Origin of the sequence: Pseudomonas sp. G1002 (assembly GCF_013385455.1) — a bacterium.
Classification (GTDB): domain Bacteria; phylum Pseudomonadota; class Gammaproteobacteria; order Pseudomonadales; family Pseudomonadaceae; genus Aquipseudomonas.
This window is the reverse complement of sequence record NZ_JACAPY010000001.1, coordinates 53,287-71,973: the sequence shown is the minus strand read 5'-3', so window position 1 is coordinate 71,973 and position 18,687 is coordinate 53,287. Positions and strand designations below refer to the sequence as shown.

Annotated in this window: 18 protein-coding genes; 6 read left to right on the top strand and 12 right to left on the bottom strand. The window is 63.2% G+C overall.

All coding sequences use genetic code 11. The features are described from left to right. Nucleotides 1-30: 30 nt before the first annotated feature. The 8 genes from HX801_RS00320 to HX801_RS00285 all read right to left on the bottom strand — a co-directional run bounded on the left by HX801_RS00320 (nucleotide 31) and on the right by HX801_RS00285 (nucleotide 7,871). Nucleotides 31-1,206 carry a PotD/PotF family extracellular solute-binding protein gene (locus HX801_RS00320; RefSeq protein WP_003210394.1) on the bottom strand — a complete coding sequence of 392 codons (1,176 nt, stop codon included), beginning with the start codon at nucleotides 1,204-1,206 and terminating at the stop codon, nucleotides 31-33. Beyond that, the gene (locus HX801_RS00315) at nucleotides 1,203-2,177 is read right to left on the bottom strand and encodes a GTP-binding protein (protein ID WP_177021380.1); all 975 of its coding nucleotides are present in this window, start codon (nucleotides 2,175-2,177) and stop codon (nucleotides 1,203-1,205) included. Before HX801_RS00315 ends, HX801_RS00320 begins: the two co-directional genes overlap by 4 nt. An 85-nt stretch (nucleotides 2,178-2,262) precedes the next feature. Further along, nucleotides 2,263-2,556 carry a hypothetical protein gene (locus HX801_RS00310; protein ID WP_003210398.1) on the bottom strand — a complete coding sequence of 98 codons (294 nt, stop codon included), beginning with the start codon at nucleotides 2,554-2,556 and terminating at the stop codon, nucleotides 2,263-2,265. Between the two features lie 13 nt (nucleotides 2,557-2,569). Continuing rightward, nucleotides 2,570-3,319, bottom strand: coding sequence for an SDR family NAD(P)-dependent oxidoreductase (locus HX801_RS00305; protein ID WP_177020385.1), 750 nt, complete (start codon nucleotides 3,317-3,319; stop codon nucleotides 2,570-2,572). Nucleotides 3,320-3,480: 161 nt separating this feature from the next. Beyond that, complete coding sequence (locus HX801_RS00300; protein ID WP_003210402.1) at nucleotides 3,481-4,242, bottom strand: SDR family NAD(P)-dependent oxidoreductase; 762 nt, start codon at nucleotides 4,240-4,242, stop codon at nucleotides 3,481-3,483. Nucleotides 4,243-4,254: 12 nt separating this feature from the next. Continuing rightward, nucleotides 4,255-5,595 (bottom strand): MFS transporter, encoded by a 1,341-nt coding sequence (locus tag HX801_RS00295; RefSeq protein ID WP_003210404.1) that lies wholly within the window; start codon nucleotides 5,593-5,595, stop codon nucleotides 4,255-4,257. A 42-nt stretch (nucleotides 5,596-5,637) separates the two neighbouring features. After that, nucleotides 5,638-6,516: a polysaccharide deacetylase gene (locus HX801_RS00290; RefSeq protein WP_177021379.1), complete on the bottom strand. Its 879-nt coding sequence runs from the start codon at nucleotides 6,514-6,516 to the stop codon at nucleotides 5,638-5,640. A gap of 11 nt (nucleotides 6,517-6,527) precedes the next feature. Continuing rightward, nucleotides 6,528-7,871, bottom strand: a complete 1,344-nt coding sequence (locus HX801_RS00285; RefSeq protein ID WP_177021378.1) for an amidase — start codon at nucleotides 7,869-7,871, stop codon at nucleotides 6,528-6,530. 336 nt (nucleotides 7,872-8,207) lie between these two features. On the opposite strand from HX801_RS00285, the gene HX801_RS00280 reads away from it, so the two are divergent. The 6 genes from HX801_RS00280 to cmoB all read left to right on the top strand — a co-directional run bounded on the left by HX801_RS00280 (nucleotide 8,208) and on the right by cmoB (nucleotide 14,911). Continuing rightward, on the top strand, nucleotides 8,208-9,197 hold the full coding sequence (locus tag HX801_RS00280) for a GntR family transcriptional regulator (protein WP_177021377.1): 990 nt from the start codon (nucleotides 8,208-8,210) through the stop codon (nucleotides 9,195-9,197). A gap of 222 nt (nucleotides 9,198-9,419) precedes the next feature. Further along, complete coding sequence (lon, locus tag HX801_RS00275; RefSeq protein WP_003210412.1) at nucleotides 9,420-11,840, top strand: endopeptidase La; 2,421 nt, start codon at nucleotides 9,420-9,422, stop codon at nucleotides 11,838-11,840. 199 nt (nucleotides 11,841-12,039) lie between these two features. Further along, the gene (locus tag HX801_RS00270) at nucleotides 12,040-12,432 is read left to right on the top strand and encodes a protease inhibitor I42 family protein (protein WP_003210413.1); all 393 of its coding nucleotides are present in this window, start codon (nucleotides 12,040-12,042) and stop codon (nucleotides 12,430-12,432) included. A gap of 1 nt (nucleotide 12,433) precedes the next feature. Further along, nucleotides 12,434-13,078 (top strand): lysoplasmalogenase, encoded by a 645-nt coding sequence (locus HX801_RS00265; protein ID WP_102605186.1) that lies wholly within the window; start codon nucleotides 12,434-12,436, stop codon nucleotides 13,076-13,078. A gap of 136 nt (nucleotides 13,079-13,214) precedes the next feature. Further along, nucleotides 13,215-13,958, top strand: coding sequence for a carboxy-S-adenosyl-L-methionine synthase CmoA (cmoA, locus tag HX801_RS00260; protein ID WP_003210418.1), 744 nt, complete (start codon nucleotides 13,215-13,217; stop codon nucleotides 13,956-13,958). Continuing rightward, complete coding sequence (gene cmoB, locus HX801_RS00255; protein WP_003210420.1) at nucleotides 13,955-14,911, top strand: tRNA 5-methoxyuridine(34)/uridine 5-oxyacetic acid(34) synthase CmoB; 957 nt, start codon at nucleotides 13,955-13,957, stop codon at nucleotides 14,909-14,911. Before cmoA ends, cmoB begins: the two co-directional genes overlap by 4 nt. A gap of 138 nt (nucleotides 14,912-15,049) precedes the next feature. Here the strand turns inward: cmoB and tadA are convergent, their stop codons facing one another. The 4 genes from tadA to recO form a co-directional block, all read right to left on the bottom strand. Beyond that, the gene (gene tadA, locus HX801_RS00250; protein ID WP_003210422.1) at nucleotides 15,050-15,541 is read right to left on the bottom strand and encodes a tRNA adenosine(34) deaminase TadA; all 492 of its coding nucleotides are present in this window, start codon (nucleotides 15,539-15,541) and stop codon (nucleotides 15,050-15,052) included. Beyond that, nucleotides 15,541-16,920 carry a multicopper oxidase family protein gene (locus HX801_RS00245; protein ID WP_087695164.1) on the bottom strand — a complete coding sequence of 460 codons (1,380 nt, stop codon included), beginning with the start codon at nucleotides 16,918-16,920 and terminating at the stop codon, nucleotides 15,541-15,543. Before HX801_RS00245 ends, tadA begins: the two co-directional genes overlap by 1 nt. A gap of 218 nt (nucleotides 16,921-17,138) precedes the next feature. After that, nucleotides 17,139-17,882: a pyridoxine 5'-phosphate synthase gene (pdxJ, locus tag HX801_RS00240; RefSeq protein ID WP_003210427.1), complete on the bottom strand. Its 744-nt coding sequence runs from the start codon at nucleotides 17,880-17,882 to the stop codon at nucleotides 17,139-17,141. Nucleotides 17,883-17,934: 52 nt separating this feature from the next. Next, a complete protein-coding gene (gene recO, locus HX801_RS00235) occupies nucleotides 17,935-18,624 on the bottom strand; it encodes a DNA repair protein RecO (protein WP_003210428.1) in 690 nt (229 codons plus the stop codon). Nucleotides 18,625-18,687: the final 63 nt, after the last annotated feature.

Here is an 18,687-nt window from a genome sequence, read left to right as displayed (position 1 = left end):
ATATGTCATTAATTTGGCGACAGGCTGCCGTTACGACGTTCGCGCCCGCATGAAGTCCCCCCAACGCCGCACGAGATAGTTGTGCTCATCCATCACCGAGTTCCACACCGCGATATGCCCCATGCGCTGTTCATAGGAACCGCCGTCGCGCACGTCACCCACATCGATCAGCGGTAAGCCATCGCTGCCCAACAGCTCTTCCCGGGCGGGCAGGCCGGCGTACCAGTAGTCCCATTCGGCGCTGCTCAGGTGATCTCGGCTGCGAGCCGGGTTGCCGATGTAATAACCCTGGCGCGCCATCACCGCACCCGGCCAGCCGGACAGCCACCAGTTGAGGTAGGCATAGGCCGCATCCAGCACCGGGCCCTTGGCATGGCGCGACAGCGACAACCCGCCGAACCAGGCGCGATAGCCTTCACGGGGCACCGCCAGGCGGTATTTGACCCCGGCCCGATGCAGGCGCATCAGGGTCGGTGACCACAGGCTCTGGATATCGATGCTCGGGCTGAGCATCAGTTGCGCGGCTTCCTCGTCATCGGACCAGAACGCCGCGAAGTGGCCTTCCTTCTGTTTACGCACCAGGATATCGGCCAGTACATCGATCTCTTCGATGCTCATGTTGCCGATGTCCTTGAAGGTCGCGAGGCCCGCGCCTTGCACGGCCAGCGCCGCGTCCAGGGCGCCGATGGCGGCGTCGCTCTGCAACGCAGTGCGTGCGCCCCAGGCAGGGTCCAGCAACCAGCCCCAACTCTCGTTGCCGCGGTTGAACCCTTCGGGCAAGCGCTCGGGGCGGTAGGCGAAACTGTCGGCGTTGTGGGTCAGGGGCAGCATGCTGATGCGTTCGGTGACGGTGCTGCCGAGGCTGCCGTCGTGCTGCACGAAGAGGCGCTCGCTGGGCACACTGCCGCTGCCCAGACGGTCGTTGGCGGACAAGCGTCCGCGCTTGGGCAGGTCGTTGATCTCGTGCCACAGCGCGATGCGCCGGGTGTCGATCGGCTGGATCGCCCGCGCCGGCCACACGAAGTCGACGTTGTGAAACCACTGGTCGTAGAGGTCGTAGCTGTCAGGCTGCATCACCGCAATGCGCTGGGCCTGCTCGACATCATGCACCTGGTACACCAGGCGAATGCCCAGCTCTTTTTCCGCTCGCACACGCAAGGTTTCGAGCAAGGTCACCGAGGTGCCGAGGACGCGAAGCGTGATCATGCGGCGAACCTTCTGGAGAACACTTCAAAGGAGCGCCGCAGCAGAGCCGGGTCGAGCCCGCGCAGGATAAACACCAGGCGCGATTGCCGATCGGTCCCCGGCCAGGCAGGCAGGTGAACCGGGGCATGCAGGCAATGCTGCACGCCATGAATGACGATGGGAGCGTTACTGGCGTTCACGTTGAGCAGTCCTTTGACGCGAAGAATACGTTCGCCGTGGCATCTTAACAGCATCGATAACCAGACCCCGAAACCGACCCAATCCAGCGGCTGATCGAAGGTCAGGCAACAGACTTGCGCAGCGCCGTGGTTGGCGGCGGTGGTTTGATGGAGTTTCCAGCGGCGGACTTCTGCAGCGGGCTCGGCACTGCGCAGGCCTTCGCCAAGCAGCAGTTGTTCACCGCTGTCGATATCGCAGGTATTGAGGATCGGCGTGCCGGCGTTCAGTGCCTGCAAGTGCAAGCGCAACGGGCCACAGTCTTCGACGAGGTCGGTCTTGCTCAACAGCAGGCGATCGGCAGCGGCCACTTGCGCCAGCCATTCCGGGTGCAGGCGCTCTTGCAGGGCGGCGTGGCTGGCGTCCACCAGCGTCACCACCAGGCCGATATGAAAGCGCCCGCGCAGTTGCACGTCGTTGTTCAACGTGGCGAGGATTGGCGCCGGGTCGGCCAGGCCGGTGGTTTCCAGGATCACCCGCTTGAAAGCCGGAATCTCACCCCGCTCACGACGCTGCAACAGGCCGAGCAAGGCGTCTTTCAACTCGCCGCGAATCGAACAGCACACGCAGCCGCTGGGCAGCAGCACCGTGTCCGGCGCGACTTCCTCCACCAGCAGGTGGTCGATGCCGACGTCGCCGAACTCATTGATCAGCAACGCCGTGTCGCCCAGGCTTTCACCTTGCAGCAGGCGCTTGAGCAAGGTGGTCTTGCCGCTGCCGAGGAAGCCGGTGATGACGTTTAGCGCGATGCTCATAGTTCTACCTCAATGATGCCCCTGCAGGAGTCCGGCTTGCCGGCGATGGCGATATCAAGGACGCCATCGCCGACAAGCCGGGCTCCTACAGTTCCAGATGATCGAGCAGGCGCGGGTCCAACGGGTCCAGCGGTCGACCGAGCATGGTCTCTGCCGCCTGCCACAGTTGATCCAGGCCGCTGGCCAGTTCCTGTTTGCCGGTGGCGCCCAGCAGCAGATAGGACGCGCCCTGGAAGTCTTCGACCTTGAGCCGGAACACCGCCAGCACCTGGTTGATCGCCGCGATGCGGCGCAGGCGTTCGCGTCGGCGCGGCAATTCATCGCCCAAAGGGTCGCTCCAGTGCAGGTCTTCGCCCAGCAGGCCGCAAAGTCCGCACATGCTTAGTACCCGCTCATGGCATGACGTCGCCGGAGTTCGGGCCAAGGGTCTGGCCGACGAACAGATTGCCGCCCGGCTCGCTGGCCAGCAGTACGGCAGTCGGCGCGACTTCGTCCGCCAGGCCGAAACGACCCAGGGGCAACTCGGCGGCCTTGGCGCGTTTCCAGGTGTCGCTGATGCCGCCTACCAATGGCGTTTCGATGGGCCCGGGTGCGATGGCGTTGACCAGTACGTTGTCCTTGGCCACTTCCAGGGCCAGGGATTTAGTGAAGCCGATCACGCCGGCCTTGGCCGCCGCATAGTGCGTCAACTCGGCGCCGCCCTTGATCCCCAGTTGCGAGGCGACGTTGATGATCCGGCCCCAGCGCTGGGCGATCATGTGAGGCAAGGCGCGCTGGCTGGCGACGAACACGCTGGTGAGGTCGACGCGCAGCATGTCGTTCCACATGTCCAGGGTCAGGTCGACGCAACGGGCCTGGGTCAGCATGCCGGCGTTGTTGACCAGGATGTCGATGCCGCCGTAGTGGGTGACGCAGGCATCGACGCTGGCCCGGGCGCCGTCGACGGTGCCAACATCGGCCACGCACTCGAGGACTTCGGCGCCGAGGTTGCGGCAGGTGATGGCGGTTTCGGCGAGGGTGGCGGCATCGCGGTCGGCCAGCAACAGACGCGCGCCTTCGACGGCGTAGGCGCGGGCGATGGCGGCGCCGATGCCGCTGCCGGCGCCGGTGATCACAGCACGGCGGTTAGCGAGTTGGGGCATGGTGAACTCCTGAAATAATCAAACGGCGAACGCGGTCAAAAATGTGGGAGCGGGCTTGCTCGCGAAAGCGGAGTGCCAGCCAATACATGCGGAACTGATCCACCGCATTCGCGAGCAAGCCCGCTCCCACATTTGGAGCGAGTCCGGCTTAAAACTGGGGGTTAGTCCGGCCAGCGCACGGTCAAGCCACCATCAATCACAATGCTCTGCCCGGTCAGGTAGCTCGACTCCTCACTGGTCAAAAACCGCACCAGGGACGCCACTTCATCCGCCCGCCCGACTCGGCCCAGCGGAATCGCCCGCGCGGCTTTCGCCAGCCCTTCCGGCCCGAGGGAGTTCTTCGCGTCCAGCGACTGGGGCGTCTCGATCAACCCCGGAATCACCGCGTTGCAACGAATCCCCAACGGCGCCAATTCCACCGCCAGCGACCGACACAACCCCGGCACGCCGGCCTTGGCCGCCGCATAGTGCGCGTGCTCCTGCCAGCCATACACGCCACCGGCAATCGACGAAATCGCCACCAGCGCACCGCCTTCATGCATGTGCCGGGTTGCCGCCCGGAAGGTGCGCATCACCCCGGTCAGGTCGACGTTGAGCATCTCGTTCCATAGCTCGTCGGTCATTTCCAGCAGTGGCGCACGGCGTAACAAACCGGCGTTGGCCACCGCGTAATCGAGGCGACCGAAGTGCTGGACCGCCTGCGCCGCCAGGTTATCCACAGAGGTTGTATCGCCCACGTCCAGCGGCAACATCAGGCATTCACCGCCCGCCTCTTCCACCAGCGCAACTGTGTGATGCGGGTCATGGGGATCGGCCGGGTAATACCCGCCCACCACCGCCACGCCGCTGCGGGCATACGCCACCGCGAGGGCCTGGCCGATGCCGCTGGCGGCACCGGTAATCAATGCAACTTTACGACTCATCGAATCAACTCCTTACTGGACGGTTTCCGGACGCACATGGCGCGCGGCAAACATCAACGCACCGGAGAGGAAGCACGGCACTGCGCCAAACCACAGCGCAGCGGTCTGCCAGTCACTCCCGGCCGACAACACCTGGGTCGCGCCGAACCCGGCAACCACCGCACCAATCGGCCCCATGGCATGGATGATCGCGCCACCGGTAGCCCGGATGCTGGTGGGGAAACTTTCACTGATGAAAAACAGCGCCGCCGAGTACGGCCCGATCAGGAAGAACAGGCCCAGGCTGTACAGCCCCACCACCATCGCCATGTTGCTCGGGCCAAACAGCATCCCGGCAAACGACAGCCCGCCGAGCATCCAGCCCAGGCCGATGACATTGCGCCGGCCGATCTTGTCGCCCATCCAGCCGTGGCTGAGGTAGCCGCAGTAGCCCACCAGGTTCGACAGCACGAGGATGATCAGCGAGTTCTCGAACGAGATGTGGTGCACGCTGACGATCACCGACGTACCCAGCACGCTGAACACCTGGATCGCCGCCCAGTTGAGCAGCAGCGCCGCACCGATCACCAGGGTTGCACGGCGGGCCGGGCCACGGAATGCGGCCTTGAGGCCGGCCTTGCTGTGTTCGTCATAGTCCACGCCGTAGGTCACGGCGACGTTTTGCGCCTCTTTCACCGCGCCGCTTTTACGCAGCTCGCTGATGCGCTGGTGAATCTGGAACTGCGGGCTTTCCTTGAGCTTGCGCGCCATGACCGCGATGACAATCGCCGGGATCGCCGCAAACACGAAGCACCCCTGCCAGCCAATCACCGGCAGCAACAGCGCGGTCAAACCCGCCGCGATCAACGCGCCCACCGGCCAGCCGCCCTGCACCAGGCTGTAGATAAAGCCGCGACGCTTGGCCAGTTTTGGATCATCCGAAGCGGCGTACAGTTCGCTCAAGTAAGTCGCGTTGACGGTTTCCTCGGCATAACCCAGGCCGCCCAGCGAACGGATCAGGATCAGCGACGACTTGCCCCACGCACCACCAATGGCGGTGAGCGCCGAGCAGATCGCCGAACCGGCCACGGTGAAAATAATCCCTTTGCGCCGACCCAGTTTGTCCACGATCGGACCGATGGCCAGCGCGACCACGGCGGTGCCTACCGCCACCCATGTCGCAATCTCCGCTTGCTCCACTTCACCCCAGTTAAAGTGCCGCCCGATTTCCGGCAGCAAGGTGCCGAAAAGGATGAAGTCATACACCGCAAACACCCAGGCAAAAAACGCGATCCAGGTGGCGAAACGCACTTCCTTGGGCGTCAGTTGCCGGGGTTTCCAGCCAGTCAGATCAAGCTTGTTGTAGATAGACATGAATCGCGCCTCGGGAGGTTGGCCAGGGTTTAGGTACGGGTGTCAGGTACGTGGTTGGCGGCGGATAAAGTCATCGGCGATTTCGTCGAAGGTGACGAAGCGCACGCCGGCATGGCTCTGGATGTGTTCGATCAGCCGCTCAAGCATCAGCAGCACTTGCGGGCGCCCGGACACGTCGGGGTGGATGGTCATGGTGAACACCGCGTGTTCGTGCTCGCGGTAGACCCAGTCGAACTGGTCGCGCCACATTTCTTCGAGGTGACGCGGGTTGACGAAGCCATGGCTGTTCGGGGCTTTCTTGATGAACATCATCGGCGGCAGGTCGTCTAGGTACCAGTTGGCCGGGATCTCCACCAGGTCGGTTTCTTCGCCGCGCACCAGGGGTTTCATCCAGGTGTCGGGGTGCTGGCTGTAGTCGATCTTGGTCCAGGTGTCGCCCTTGCGCACGTAGTACGGGTGGAAGTCGTTGTGCATCAGGCTGTGGTCGTACTTGATGCCTTTTTTCAGCAGCAGTTCGTTGGTGACCTTGCTGAATTCCCACCATGGTGCGACGTAGCCGGTGGGGCGTTTGCCGGTGACCTGGGTGATCAGCTCGATGGACTTGTCGAGGACGATTTCTTCCTGCTCGGCCGTCATCGCAATCGGGTTTTCGTGGCTGTAGCCGTGCACACCGATTTCGTGACCGGCGTCGGCCACCGCCTTCATCTGCTGGGGAAAGGTTTCCATCGAGTGGCCGGGGATAAACCAGGTGGTGCGCAGGCCGTAGCGCTCGAACAATTTGAGCAGGCGTGGCGCACCGATTTCACCGGCGAACAGGCCGCGGGAAATGTCGTCCGGGGAATCTTCGCCGCCATAGGAACCGAGCCAGCCGGCGACCGCGTCGACGTCGACGCCAAATGCACAGAGGATGTCTTTAGCCATGATGTGTCTCCTTAAAAAGTGAGTGCGGCTTCTACCGACAGCGCGGCCCGAAGCAGGCGCGCGTCTTCGCCGCTGGGGGCGCTGAGCAGCAGGCCGGTGGGCAGGCCCAGGGCATCGCGGCCGCTGGGCAGGCTGACGCCGGGCATGTCCAGCAGGCTGCCGGGCATGGTCAGGCGCAGGGTGGCGAGGTTGGTGCTGACGAACAGTTCAAAGTCGACTTCCAACGGCGCCAGGGCCGGGGCCACATGGGCCACGGTGGGGGTGATGAGGATCGCGCCGTCGAGTTCGTCGACAAGCTGCTGTTGCAGGCGGCGACGGGCGTCGTACAGCGCCAGCAGTTGGCTGGCCGGCAGTGTGCGGGCCGCTTCAAGGCGACGGCGAACGCGGGGGTCGAGTTGCTCGGCATCAGGGCTGTCGAGCAGGGCTTCGTGGAGGGCGAAGGCTTCGAAGGCGCCGAGCCAGCCCTGGTGCAGGATCAGGTCGAGAGTGGCCTGGAAGGTCTTCGAGGGGCGCACGTCAATCAGCGCGCCATCTGCCTTCAATCGGTCCACACAACGTTGCAGGTTATCGCGCACCGCAGGTTCAACCCGTGCGTCTTCCAGCACACTTTGCTCGACCCAGAACCGCTGGCCATTGAGGCTGCGGGGCGGGCGTGGCGGGCGCTGCTCGCGACCATTGAGCAGGTCGTCGATGGCCAGTGCATCGCGCACGCTGCGGGTCAGCGGGCCGAGGCTGTCGAGGGTGTGAGCCAGCGGGAAAACGCCGTCGCGGCTGTAGCGCCGGCAACTGCTGCGATAACCGACCACGCCATTCAGCGCAGCCGGAATACGGATGGAGCCGGCGGTGTCGGTACCCATGGCGATCGGCACGATGCCGGCTGCCACGGCGACCGCCGAGCCCGACGACGAGCCGCCGGGAATCCGCGGTTGATCGACGCTGGCCGGGTTGTGCGGCGTGCCGAAATGCGGGTTCAGGCCCAGGCCGGAATAGGCCAGCTCGCTGAGGTTGGTCTTGCCGACGCTGACCATTCCGGCGCGGCACAACAGGCCCACACTTGGTGCGTCCAGCAAGACAGCCGGCGCATTGCGGCGATAGGCCGCGCCCGCCGTGGTAATGCTGCCGGCCACATCGAACAGATCTTTCCAGGCCAGTGGCACCCCGTCGAATACGCTCAACGGCTGGCCGGCACGCCAACGGGCAGCCGACGCTTCGGCCTCACGGCGGGCGCGCTCGGCGGTCAGGGAGATGAACACGCCGGGGGCCATGCTCGCGTGGGCAAGTGCCTGTTCCAGGACCTGCACCGGGTCGCTGCGACCGCTGGCGAAATCCTCGGCCATTGAAGTGGCGTCTGACATAGGAATGACCTTTGAAAAATGTACATATTAATAAAATGTACATTTTACAAAGGCAGCTTTCGTGCCAGTCTCGTGGACAGCTCGGTTGCCACACCTGGCACTTTGGAGCAGATCCACGGGCTAGATGGGTTTCAGGCATTAAAAGAAATATCAGCTGGTGTTTAAGGCTCGCCAGGAATGAAATAATGTATCTTTTATTAATAAATACATTTTGGTGCAGAAAAGTAACATCAACCCTCTGAAGGCCCCAAAAAAGTGCCACCGACGTGGCGCAGAGTGACAGGCGCAACTATGAGAGAATCCCCGGCCACCGACCCGTTTGCTCCAGAGAGCCCGATGAAAGCAGTGTCAGCCTCGGCTTCCCGTTACGCGATGATTCACCAGGTTCTGCGCGACGCCATCACCCACGGCACCGCCCGCCATGGCCTGGTGTTGCTGGAAGCGCCGCTGGCCGAATTGTTCGGCACCAGCCGGGTGCCGGTGCGCAAGGCGCTGAACCTGTTGCATGACGAAGGGTTGATCTGCCGCTTCGATGGCCGGGGTTACCTGATCAACCCCGACGGCCTGGAGATGGAGCCGCTGCGCCTGCCCCTGAGCCATGCGCACCTGGGCCTCAACGGTGAAGATGAATTGGTGGACACCCGGCCACTGGGGGAGCGCATCGTCGAGGAAATCGGCGCGGCGCTCTCGACCTGTATCGCCTTCGGGCATTATCGCCTCGATGAACAGGCCGCCGCCGAGCACTACAACGTCAGCCGCGCGGTGGTGCGTGAAGCGCTGATGCGCCTGCGGGACCGTGGCCTGGTGGAAAAGGAACCCTATTCCCAATGGCTGGCCGGGCCACTGACTGCCCGGGAAGTCACCGAAGACTACGAACTGCGCGCCTGCCTGGAGCCCGAAGCCCTGCGCCAGAGCGCGCCGAACCTCGACCGCGACCTGCTGCACGCCATGTTGCAGCGCGTGCTCGATGCGCAAAACAGCGCCCATTGCAGCCTGGAAGAGATCGAGCAGATCGAGGAAGACCTGCACCAGCACTGCCTCGCCGGCCTGCAAAATCGCAAGATCGCCGCGCTGATTCGCCAGGGGCAGAGCCCGATGATCATCAGCCGGATTTTCTACCGGCTGCTGGGCATCGGTGCCGATCCGGCGATGCTGGCCGAGCACCGGCTGATCCTGGAGTTGCTGTTGCATGGCGCCTTCGACGCCGCCGCCCTGAACCTGCGCGAGCACCTGCAACGGGCCCGGCAGCGGATGTTGCAGCGCTTGAAAGTGCTGTCGGTGCTGCCTGAACAACCTTTACCGGCCTACCTGCACAAACTCAGCTGACGAAATACAATCGAAAATGTGGGAGCGGGCTTGCTCGCGAAGGCGGCGCATCAGTCACAGATGCATCGACTGACAGACCGCCTTCGCGAGCAAGCCCGCTCCCACATTTGTTCAGCGGTGCTTTTGAAAATATTGTGCAATATGTTGCTATCTCACCCCACCCATTGAAACCACTGCCGACCCGCCCCATCTAACTTGCATACTTCCTTATGCAGGTGCCCCATGAGCGACCAGCAAGAATTCCCGGACATCGACCTCAACGACTACGCCGACCCGGAAAACGCTGAACACACTTCCGCCAACACTGGCTTGGCCCTCCCAGGGCAAAACCTGCCCGACAAGGTCTACATCATCCCGATCCACAACCGGCCTTTCTTCCCGGCGCAAGTGTTGCCGGTGATCGTCAATGAAGAGCCGTGGGCCGAAACCCTGGAGCTGGTGAGCAAGTCCGACCACCACTCCCTTGCCCTGTTCTTCATGGAAACCCCGCCTGAAGATCCGCGCCACTTCGACACCTCCAGCCTGCCGCTGTACGGCACCCTGGTGAAGGTGCACCACGCCAGCCGCGAAAACGGCAAGCTGCAATTTGTCGCCCAGGGCCTGACCCGCGTGCGGATCAAGACCTGGCTCAAGCACCACCGCCCACCGTACCTGGTGGAAGTCGAATACCCGCACCAGCCAACCCAGCCGACCGACGAGGTCAAGGCCTACGGCATGGCGCTGATCAATGCGATCAAGGAACTGCTGCCGCTCAACCCGCTGTACAGCGAAGAACTGAAGAACTACCTCAACCGCTTCAGCCCCAACGACCCGTCGCCGCTGACCGACTTCGCCGCCGCCCTCACCTCGGCCACCGGCACTGAACTGCAGCAAGTGCTGGACTGCGTGCCCATGCTCAAGCGCATGGAAAAAGTCCTGCCGATGCTGCGCAAGGAAGTCGAAGTCGCGCGCCTGCAAAAAGAAATCTCCGCCGAAGTGAACCGCAAGATCGGCGAACACCAGCGCGAGTTCTTCCTCAAGGAACAACTCAAGGTCATCCAGCAAGAGCTGGGGCTGACCAAGGACGATCGCAGCGCCGACGTCGAGCAATTCGAACAACGCCTGGTGGACAAGGTCCTGCCGACCCAGGCGCAGAAACGCATCAGCGAAGAAATGAACAAGCTGTCGATCCTTGAAACCGGTTCGCCGGAGTACGCGGTCACCCGCAACTACCTGGACTGGGCCACCTCGGTGCCGTGGGGCGTGTATGGCGAGGACAAACTCGACCTGAAACACGCCCGCAAAGTGCTCGACAAACACCACGCCGGCCTGGACGACATCAAGAGTCGCATCCTCGAGTTCCTCGCCGTGGGCGCCTATAAGGGCGAAGTCGCCGGCTCCATCGTGTTGCTGGTGGGCCCGCCGGGCGTGGGCAAGACCAGTGTCGGCAAATCAATTGCCGAATCCCTCGGCCGGCCGTTCTACCGCTTCAGCGTCGGCGGCATGCGCGACGAGGCCGAGATCAAGGGCCATCGCCGCACCTACATCGGTGCGATGCCGGGCAAGCTCGTGCAAGCCCTCAAAGATGTGGAAGTGATGAACCCGGTGATCATGCTCGACGAGATCGACAAGATGGGCCAGAGCTACCAGGGCGACCCGGCCTCGGCCCTGCTCGAAACCCTCGACCCGGAACAGAACGTCGAATTCCTCGACCACTACCTGGACCTGCGCCTGGACCTGTCCAAAGTGCTGTTCGTGTGCACCGCCAACACCCTGGATTCGATCCCCGGCCCGTTGCTGGACCGGATGGAAGTGATTCGCCTGTCGGGCTACATCACCGAAGAAAAGGTCGCGATTGCCAAGCGTCACCTGTGGCCCAAGCAGCTGGAAAAAGCCGGCGTGTCGAAAAACAGCCTGTCCATCAGCGACGGCGCCCTGCGCGCCCTGATCGATGGTTACGCTCGCGAAGCCGGGGTGCGTCAGTTGGAGAAACAGCTGGGCAAACTGGTGCGCAAGGCGGTGGTCAAGCTGCTGGATGAGCCGGACTCGGTGATCAAGATCGGCAACAAGGACCTGGAAGCCTCCCTGGGCATGCCGGTGTTCCGTAACGAGCAAGTGCTGTCGGGCACCGGTGTGATCACCGGCCTGGCCTGGACCAGCATGGGCGGCGCGACCCTGCCGATCGAGGCGACGCGCATCCACACGCTGAACCGTGGCTTCAAGCTCACCGGGCAACTGGGTGAAGTGATGAAGGAGTCGGCCGAGATTGCCTACAGCTACATCAGCTCGAACCTGAAGTCGTTTGGCGGTGACCCGAAGTTCTTCGATGAAGCCTTCGTGCACCTGCACGTGCCGGAAGGCGCCACACCGAAAGACGGCCCGAGCGCGGGCGTGACCATGGCCAGTGCGCTGCTGTCGCTGGCGCGTAACCAGCCGCCGAAAAAAGGCGTGGCCATGACCGGTGAGCTGACGTTGACCGGGCATGTACTGCCGATTGGCGGGGTGCGCGAGAAGGTGATTGCGGCGCGGCGCCAGAAGATTCACGAGTTGATCTTGCCGGAGCCTAACCGGGGGAGCTTTGAAGAGCTGCCGGAGTACCTGAAGGAAGGGATGACGGTGCACTTTGCCAAGCGCTTTGCGGATGTGGCGAAGGTGTTGTTCTGATAGTTATGTAGCGCCTGAGCTGGCCTCTTCGCGAGCAAGCCCGCTCCCACACTTGACCGAGTCCATGCTTTGGAATGCGGTCGAATGTGGGAGCGGGCTTGCTCGCGAAGAGGCCGGTGCAGCCAACACAACGCCATCTGTCACACCTTGTCTCATCTTCGGTTATGCTCGCCCTTCGTCGCCAAACAACGGAGCCCCCATGACCGCTGCCCGTCTGCTTCTCCCCCTGAGCCTTTGCCTGCTCGCCGCCTGCGCCAGTGCGCCGAAGCAAAACGTCACCGTGGAAAAACAGAGCGCCTGCCCGCTGCAACTCAAGACCGGGCAAAACCTGATCCTGACCCTGCCCAGCAATCCCACCACCGGTTACCGCTGGGCCATCCAGGACTCGGCCGGCGGCGTGCTGCGCAGCCTGAGCCCCGAGGTCTACAGCAACACCGACGACACCGGCGTGGTCGGCAGTGGCGGCCAATCCACCTGGCGCTTCCAGGCCTTCAACGCCGGCCAGGGCCGTTTGCGCCTCACCTCACAACAACCCTGGGAGCCGGAAGCAGAACCGGCCGAAACCTTCGACTGCGCCATTACGGTGAACTGATATGCCATGGATGATCCTTGCGTTGATGGGGGCGGTAACCTTTATCTACGGCCTGAGCACCCACGCCACCCTGCTCTGCCTGTTGGTAAAGCCATTGCCGGTACTGGCGCTGCTGGGCTGGCTGCATGATGCGCCGCCCACTGACTATCGACGCTGGATCAGCCTGGGGCTGATTTTTTCCCTGGTGGGTGACGTGCTGCTGGCCTGGCCCGGCGACCTGTTCATCTTCGGCCTCGGTGCGTTTTTGTTCGCACACCTGGCGTACCTGAAAGCCTACTTGAGCGACTGCCGCCGCCCGGCGATTTTGCCGCTGGTGCTGGCGCTGGTCGTCGGCGCGATCTTGCTGAGCATCCTGATTTCCCACGGCCTTGGCCCATTGCTGGTACCGGTGGTGGTGTATGCGCTGGTGATCAGCGCGATGCTGTGGCGAGCGTTGGCGCGCTTGGGCAGCGAAGTGCCCAAGCGATCGGCGTACCTGGCGGCGGCAGGTGCGGCATCGTTCGTGTTCTCCGACACGCTGATCGGGATCAATCGGTTTGTGGTGGCGTTTGAAGCGGCGCCGTATTTGCTGATTGTCAGCTACTGGCTGGGGCAGTGGGGCATTACGGCCTCTTCCTTTCCTCAGAAAAAAACCGTCAACCTGTAGGAGCTGGCTTGCCAGCGAAAAAACCCACCGTTGCCGCGTTCATCCAGAAAGTACGCGTCATCGTTAACGAACATCGCCGGCAAGCCAGCTCCTACGCTAAAATGCCCGGCTTTCCCCCTTCGTCGCCGGAACAGCCGTGAGCAAAGAACCCGATCGCCTATTCGCCCAGCCCCTGCCCCAGGTGCCGGACTTCGCCTTCAACGAAGACGTGGTGCGGGTTTTCCCGGACATGATCAAGCGCTCGGTGCCCGGCTACCCGACCATCGTCGAAAACCTCGGCGTGCTCGCGGCGCAATTTGCCCAGCCCAATAGCGTGCTCTACGACCTCGGTTCGTCCCTCGGCGCCGTGACCCAGGCCCTGCGCCGTCACGTGCGCACCGACGGTTGCCGGGTGATCGCTGTGGATAACTCGGCGGCGATGGTCGAGCGTTGCCGCGAATACCTCAACGGCCAGGACTCGATGTTCCAGGAGTTGCTGCCGGTGGAGGTGATCGAGGGCGATATCCTCGCCCTGCAATTCCAGCCGGCGTCGGTGGTGGCGCTGAACTTCACCCTGCAATTTATCGCCCCCGAACAACGCCAGGCGTTGCTCTCGCGCATTCGCCAATCGCTGCTGCCGGGCGGCGCGCTGATCCTTTCGGAAAAGCTGCGCTTCAATGACCCGGAAGAACATGCGCTGCTCACCGATTTGCACATCGCCTTCAAGCGTGCCAACGGCTACAGCGAACTGGAAATCGCCCAGAAGCGCAGCGCCATCGAAAACGTCATGAAGCCCGACAGCCTCGAAGAACACCGCGAACGCCTGCTTGCGGCCGGGTTCTCGAAAGTCGTGCCGTGGTTCCAGTGTCTTAACTTTGCTTCGTTGATTGCCTTGCCATGATTGATCTGTCTCCCCTCGCCCGCCACCTGGTCGGCACTCCCCTGGCCGTATGGGCCCAGGGCCTGCAAGCGCAACTCGATGCAAAGATGGAAAAAGGCCATGGCGACCTGGAACGCTGGCAGAGCGCGCTGGATGCGCTGCCGAAGATCATGCCCAGTGAAATCGACCTGCTGAACGGCCTGGTGCTGGATACCGATTGCGACGACGACACCCGTGCGCAAATGCGTACTGCGCTGATGGGCCTTTGCCCGTGGCGCAAGGGGCCGTTCGATCTGTTCGGCGTGCACGTGGACACCGAATGGCGCTCGGACTGGAAGTGGTCACGGGTCGCGCCGCACCTGGACCTCAAGGGCAAACGCATCCTCGATGTGGGTTGCGGCAACGGCTATTACATGTGGCGCATGCTCGGCGCCGGCGCCGACAGTGTGATTGGCGTCGACCCGAACTGGTTGTTCTTCTGCCAGTTCCAGGCGGTGCAGCGTTATCTGCCGACGCCCAAGGCCTGGCACCTGCCGTTCCCGTTTGAAGACCTGCCGTCGAACATGGAAGGCTTCGACACGGTATTTTCCATGGGCGTGTTCTACCATCGCCGCTCGCCCATCGAGCATTTGCTGGCGCTGAAGGATTGCCTGGTCAAGGGTGGGGAGCTGGTGCTGGAGACGCTGGTGGTTGAAGGCGATCAGCAGCAAGTGCTGGTGCCGGAAGACCGCTACGCGCAGATGCGCAACGTTTGGTTCCTGCCGTCGGTGCCGGCGCTGATGCTGTGGCTGCGACGTGCGGGCTTCAGTGAGGTGCGCTGTGTGGACGTGAGCGTGACCACGGTCGAGGAACAGCGCGGCACGGAGTGGATGAAGTATCAGTCCCTCAGCGACTTCCTGGACCCTGAAGATCACAGCAAGACCATCGAAGGGCTGCCGGCGCCGATGCGGGCGGTGATTGTCGCGAAGAAATAAGACTGCTGTTGTGTTGAAGAAATAAGACTGCTGTTGTGGCGAGGGAGCTTGCTCCCGCTGGAGTGCGCAGCGCTCCCCAGATTTTGGGGCCGCTACACAGCCCAGCGGGAGCAAGCTCCCTCGCCACAGGGCATCGCGTCAGCCTTTGGCTCTTCGCGCCTTGAAGAACTCGCTCAACACCGTCCCGCACTCCTCGGCCAACACCCCGCCCTCATACAGCACCCGATGGTTGAGAAAGCCCTGGGTAAAAAACTGCCCCTGGCTTTGCACAATCCCGGCTTTCGGCTCCAGCGCGCCGTACACCACCCGGGCAATCCGTGAATGCACGATCAGCCCGGCGCACATGCTGCACGGCTCCAGCGTGACGTAGAGCGTACTGCCCGGCAGTCGATAATTACTGACAGCCTGAGCAGCGGCCCGAATCGCGACCATCTCGGCATGCGCACTGGGGTCGTTGCCGCTGATGGGGCAGTTGAAGCCGCGCCCGATTACTTCGCCATCCTGCACCAGCACCGCGCCCACCGGCACTTCGCCCAGCGCGGCACCCTGGGCAGCCAGGGCCAGCGCTTCACGCATGAAGTCCTGGTCGCGGCTGCGGTCGATAATCGCCGTGGGGCGAAACTGGCGCATCACGCCACCTCGATGGCGGCCATCAGGCCGGTTTCCATGTGGTCGATCACATGGCAGTGGAACATCCAGACACCCGGGTTATCCGCCACCAGCGCCACGCGGGCACGCTCGTTCTTGCCCAGCAGGTAGGTGTCGGTGAAGTACGGAATCACCTTGTGGCGGTTCGAGGCGATGACCTTGAAACTCATGCCGTGCAGGTGGATCGGGTGTTGGTACTGGGTCATGTTCTTCAATTCGAAAATGTAGCTCTTGCCCTTTGCAAGCTTGGCAATCGGGCGGTCGGCGCAGGTCTTGTCGGTGATGTCCCAGGCCTGGCCGTTGATCTGCCACAGGCTCGGTGGCTTATTGTCCACGTTCACCGAGACCGATCCAACCCATTCGAAATTGAAGTTGAGTTTCTCGGCATTGGCCAGGTCCGGCTCGGCAATCGGGTTCGCCGGCAACGCAGGCGGCCATTCGGTCGCCGTGTCGGTGCTGGCCACCGAGCGGAAGGTGCCCAGGCGTACCGGGCCGTTGCGGATCGACAACTCTTCACCGGCGGGCGGCGCCTTGATCGCCAGGCAGATGCGCATGCCAGGGCCGAGCCAGTATTCCTTGCCCAGCGGGCGCGGTTCGATGGGGTTGCCGTCCAGGGCATAGATCTGCGCTTCAACGTCGGGGATGTTGATGCGATAGGTCAGGGTGTTATCGAGGTTGAGCAGGCGCACACGGGTGATCTGCCCGGCCGGCAAATCGATCACCGCCTGGGACACGCCATTGATGGTCGACAGGCGTCCGGCGGTGCCTCCCCGGGCCGCTTCGCGGGGAATGCTGAAGGCGACAAAAGCGCCCTCTTCGTCCACGTGCCAGCTTTTCAGGCTCAGGGTGCGTTCGTGCTTGAAACCGGTGGGTTCGCGCTCTTCGATGATCAGCGGGCCCACCAGGCCACGGCCCAGTTCTTCGCTGCTGTTCACGTGGGGGTGATACCAATAGCTGCCGGCATCGGGCACGCGGAATTTGTAGTCGAAGTATTCGCCCGGCAGTACCGGCAATTGCGAGACATACGGCACGCCGTCCATTTCCAGCGGCAGGCGTATGCCATGCCAGTGGATGGTGGTGGCGACCGGCAGGTGGTTGATAAAGCGCACCCGCAGCCATTCACCCTGGCGCACCCGCAACTCGGTGCCCGGCGCCGAAGGGCCGAAGGCCCAGGCCTGGGTCTTGTGCCCCGGCACCAGCTCCACGTCCAGCGGCGCGGCGATCAGCTCGTAATCGTGCCCCGCCTCGGCCTCGGCCACCTTCCCGAGCCAGTAGCGATAGGCGCCACCGGCACCGACGCCCACCACCGCGAGACCGGCAAGACCACCCAGGATTTGTCGACGGGAAAACGATTGGGACACAACAACCTCACGTATCTGCCGCGGGTCCGAGACCCGCAAAGGGCAGATACCATACACCGGCATCACCTAAACAGTAAGGGTTCGCATTGCCACATGTGGGAGCGGGCTTGTGTGGGAGCGGGCTTGCTCGCGAAAGCGGCGTGTCAGACGATGCATGAGTAACAGACCCACCGCCTTCGCGAGCAAGCCCGCTCCCACATTGGATCTTCAGCGCTCTTTTAATGTTTGGCGGCGGCCAGAATCAAGGCTTTCATCTCGGCGACGGCGCCTTTGAAGCCGACGAACAGCGCGTGCGCCACCAGCGCATGGCCGATGTTCAGCTCGTTGATGCCCTTGATCGCAGCCACGGCTTCGACGTTATGGTAGTGCAGGCCGTGGCCGGCGTTGACGATCAGGCCTTCGCCCAGGCCGCAGTTGACGCCGTCGATGATGCGCTGTAATTCGTCGGCAACTTCGGTCGGTGTGGTCGCATCGGCATAACGGCCCGTGTGCAGTTCGATGGCCGGGGCACCGACACGGCGCGAAGCTTCGATCTGGCGCTCGTCGGCATCAATGAACAGCGAGACTTCACTGCCGATCTTCGACAGGCGCTCCACGGCAGCCTTGATCCGCGCTTCCTGGCCAGCCACATCGAGGCCGCCTTCGGTGGTCAGTTCCTGGCGGGTTTCCGGCACCAGGCAGATATGCGCCGGGCGGATGCGCTCGGCGAACGCCATCATCTCCTCGGTGACGCCCATTTCGAAGTTCATGCGGGTTTGCAGCACGTCCTTGAGCAGCAGCACGTCGCGCTCCTGGATGTGGCGGCGGTCTTCGCGCAGGTGCACGGTGATGCCGTCGGCGCCCGCTTCTTCGGCGTCCAGCGCGGCCTTGACCGGGTCCGGGTAACGGGTGCCCCGGGCCTGGCGCAGGGTGGCTACGTGGTCGATGTTCACGCCGAGAAGAATGCGATTGCTGGTGGTCACGAAAAGCGCTCCTGAAGAGGGAAGGAATCGCTGCACAGCATACACGGGGATGTCAGGGCTTTCGAAACAACTCGCGACTGACCAGTGGCCGACCGCCCAGATGCACGGCCAGGGCTTGGCGCATCAGGCGCTTGGCGGCGGACAGGGCGCCGGGGGCGGTCCAGTCGGCTTCGCTCATGGCGAGCAATTCGGTGCCCTGGAACAGGCCGGGTTGCAGCAGGTAGACCCGCTCCAGGCCTGCGTCCACTTGCAGGCGATACATGCCGTCGGCGGCGATGGGCTCGCCGTGCAGGTCGTTGCTCAGTTCGAAGCCGTAGCCCAAGTCATCCAGCAGGCGCCATTCGAATGCGCGCAGCAGCGGTTCCAGGGGACGGCCTTCGGCGAGGGCGAGCAAGGTGGCGGCATAATGATCGAAGACGCCGGGGTGCGGGTCTTCGGCGGGGAGCAGGCGGATCAGCAATTCGTTGAGGTAGAGGCCGCTGAACAGCGCCTCACCGTTGAGCCAGTTGGAGGCGCCGGCAGCTTCCATGCGGCCGACGTTCTTCAGCTCGCCGCGTCCACGAAACTCCACTTCCAGGGCCACGAAGGGCCGCGCCAGGGTGCCGGCCTTGCCGCGTGCACTGCGCAAGACCGCGCGCAGGCGGCCTTGGGGCGTGAGGAAGTCCACCAGGGCGCTGGTCTCGCGGTAGGCGCGGCTGTGCAAGACGTAGGCGGGTTGGCCGGTGGGTGGAGTTTGAGACATGGGGTTCTCGCTGCGGGAACACGGTCTGGAAAACAACGACTATCCAATGTGGGAGCGGGCTTG

Excerpts from the sequence above, each read along its gene's own strand:
- lon (WP_003210412.1), top strand. The coding sequence starts at position 9,420 with ATGAGCGACCAGCAAGAATTCCCGGACATCGACCTCAACGACTACGCC.
- HX801_RS00310 (WP_003210398.1), bottom strand. The coding sequence starts at position 2,556 with ATGTGCGGACTTTGCGGCCTGCTGGGCGAAGACCTGCACTGGAGCGAC.
- tadA (WP_003210422.1), bottom strand. The coding sequence starts at position 15,541 with ATGCGCCAGTTTCGCCCCACGGCGATTATCGACCGCAGCCGCGACCAG.
- HX801_RS00280 (WP_177021377.1), top strand. The coding sequence starts at position 8,208 with ATGAAAGCAGTGTCAGCCTCGGCTTCCCGTTACGCGATGATTCACCAG.
- recO (WP_003210428.1), bottom strand. The coding sequence starts at position 18,624 with ATGTCTCAAACTCCACCCACCGGCCAACCCGCCTACGTCTTGCACAGC.
- HX801_RS00305 (WP_177020385.1), bottom strand. The coding sequence starts at position 3,319 with ATGCCCCAACTCGCTAACCGCCGTGCTGTGATCACCGGCGCCGGCAGC.
- HX801_RS00290 (WP_177021379.1), bottom strand. The coding sequence starts at position 6,516 with ATGGCTAAAGACATCCTCTGTGCATTTGGCGTCGACGTCGACGCGGTC.
- HX801_RS00265 (WP_102605186.1), top strand. The coding sequence starts at position 12,434 with ATGCCATGGATGATCCTTGCGTTGATGGGGGCGGTAACCTTTATCTAC.
- HX801_RS00300 (WP_003210402.1), bottom strand. The coding sequence starts at position 4,242 with ATGAGTCGTAAAGTTGCATTGATTACCGGTGCCGCCAGCGGCATCGGC.
- cmoB (WP_003210420.1), top strand. The coding sequence starts at position 13,955 with ATGATTGATCTGTCTCCCCTCGCCCGCCACCTGGTCGGCACTCCCCTG.
- HX801_RS00285 (WP_177021378.1), bottom strand. The coding sequence starts at position 7,871 with ATGTCAGACGCCACTTCAATGGCCGAGGATTTCGCCAGCGGTCGCAGC.
- HX801_RS00295 (WP_003210404.1), bottom strand. The coding sequence starts at position 5,595 with ATGTCTATCTACAACAAGCTTGATCTGACTGGCTGGAAACCCCGGCAA.
- HX801_RS00315 (WP_177021380.1), bottom strand. The coding sequence starts at position 2,177 with ATGAGCATCGCGCTAAACGTCATCACCGGCTTCCTCGGCAGCGGCAAG.
- HX801_RS00270 (WP_003210413.1), top strand. The coding sequence starts at position 12,040 with ATGACCGCTGCCCGTCTGCTTCTCCCCCTGAGCCTTTGCCTGCTCGCC.
- HX801_RS00320 (WP_003210394.1), bottom strand. The coding sequence starts at position 1,206 with ATGATCACGCTTCGCGTCCTCGGCACCTCGGTGACCTTGCTCGAAACC.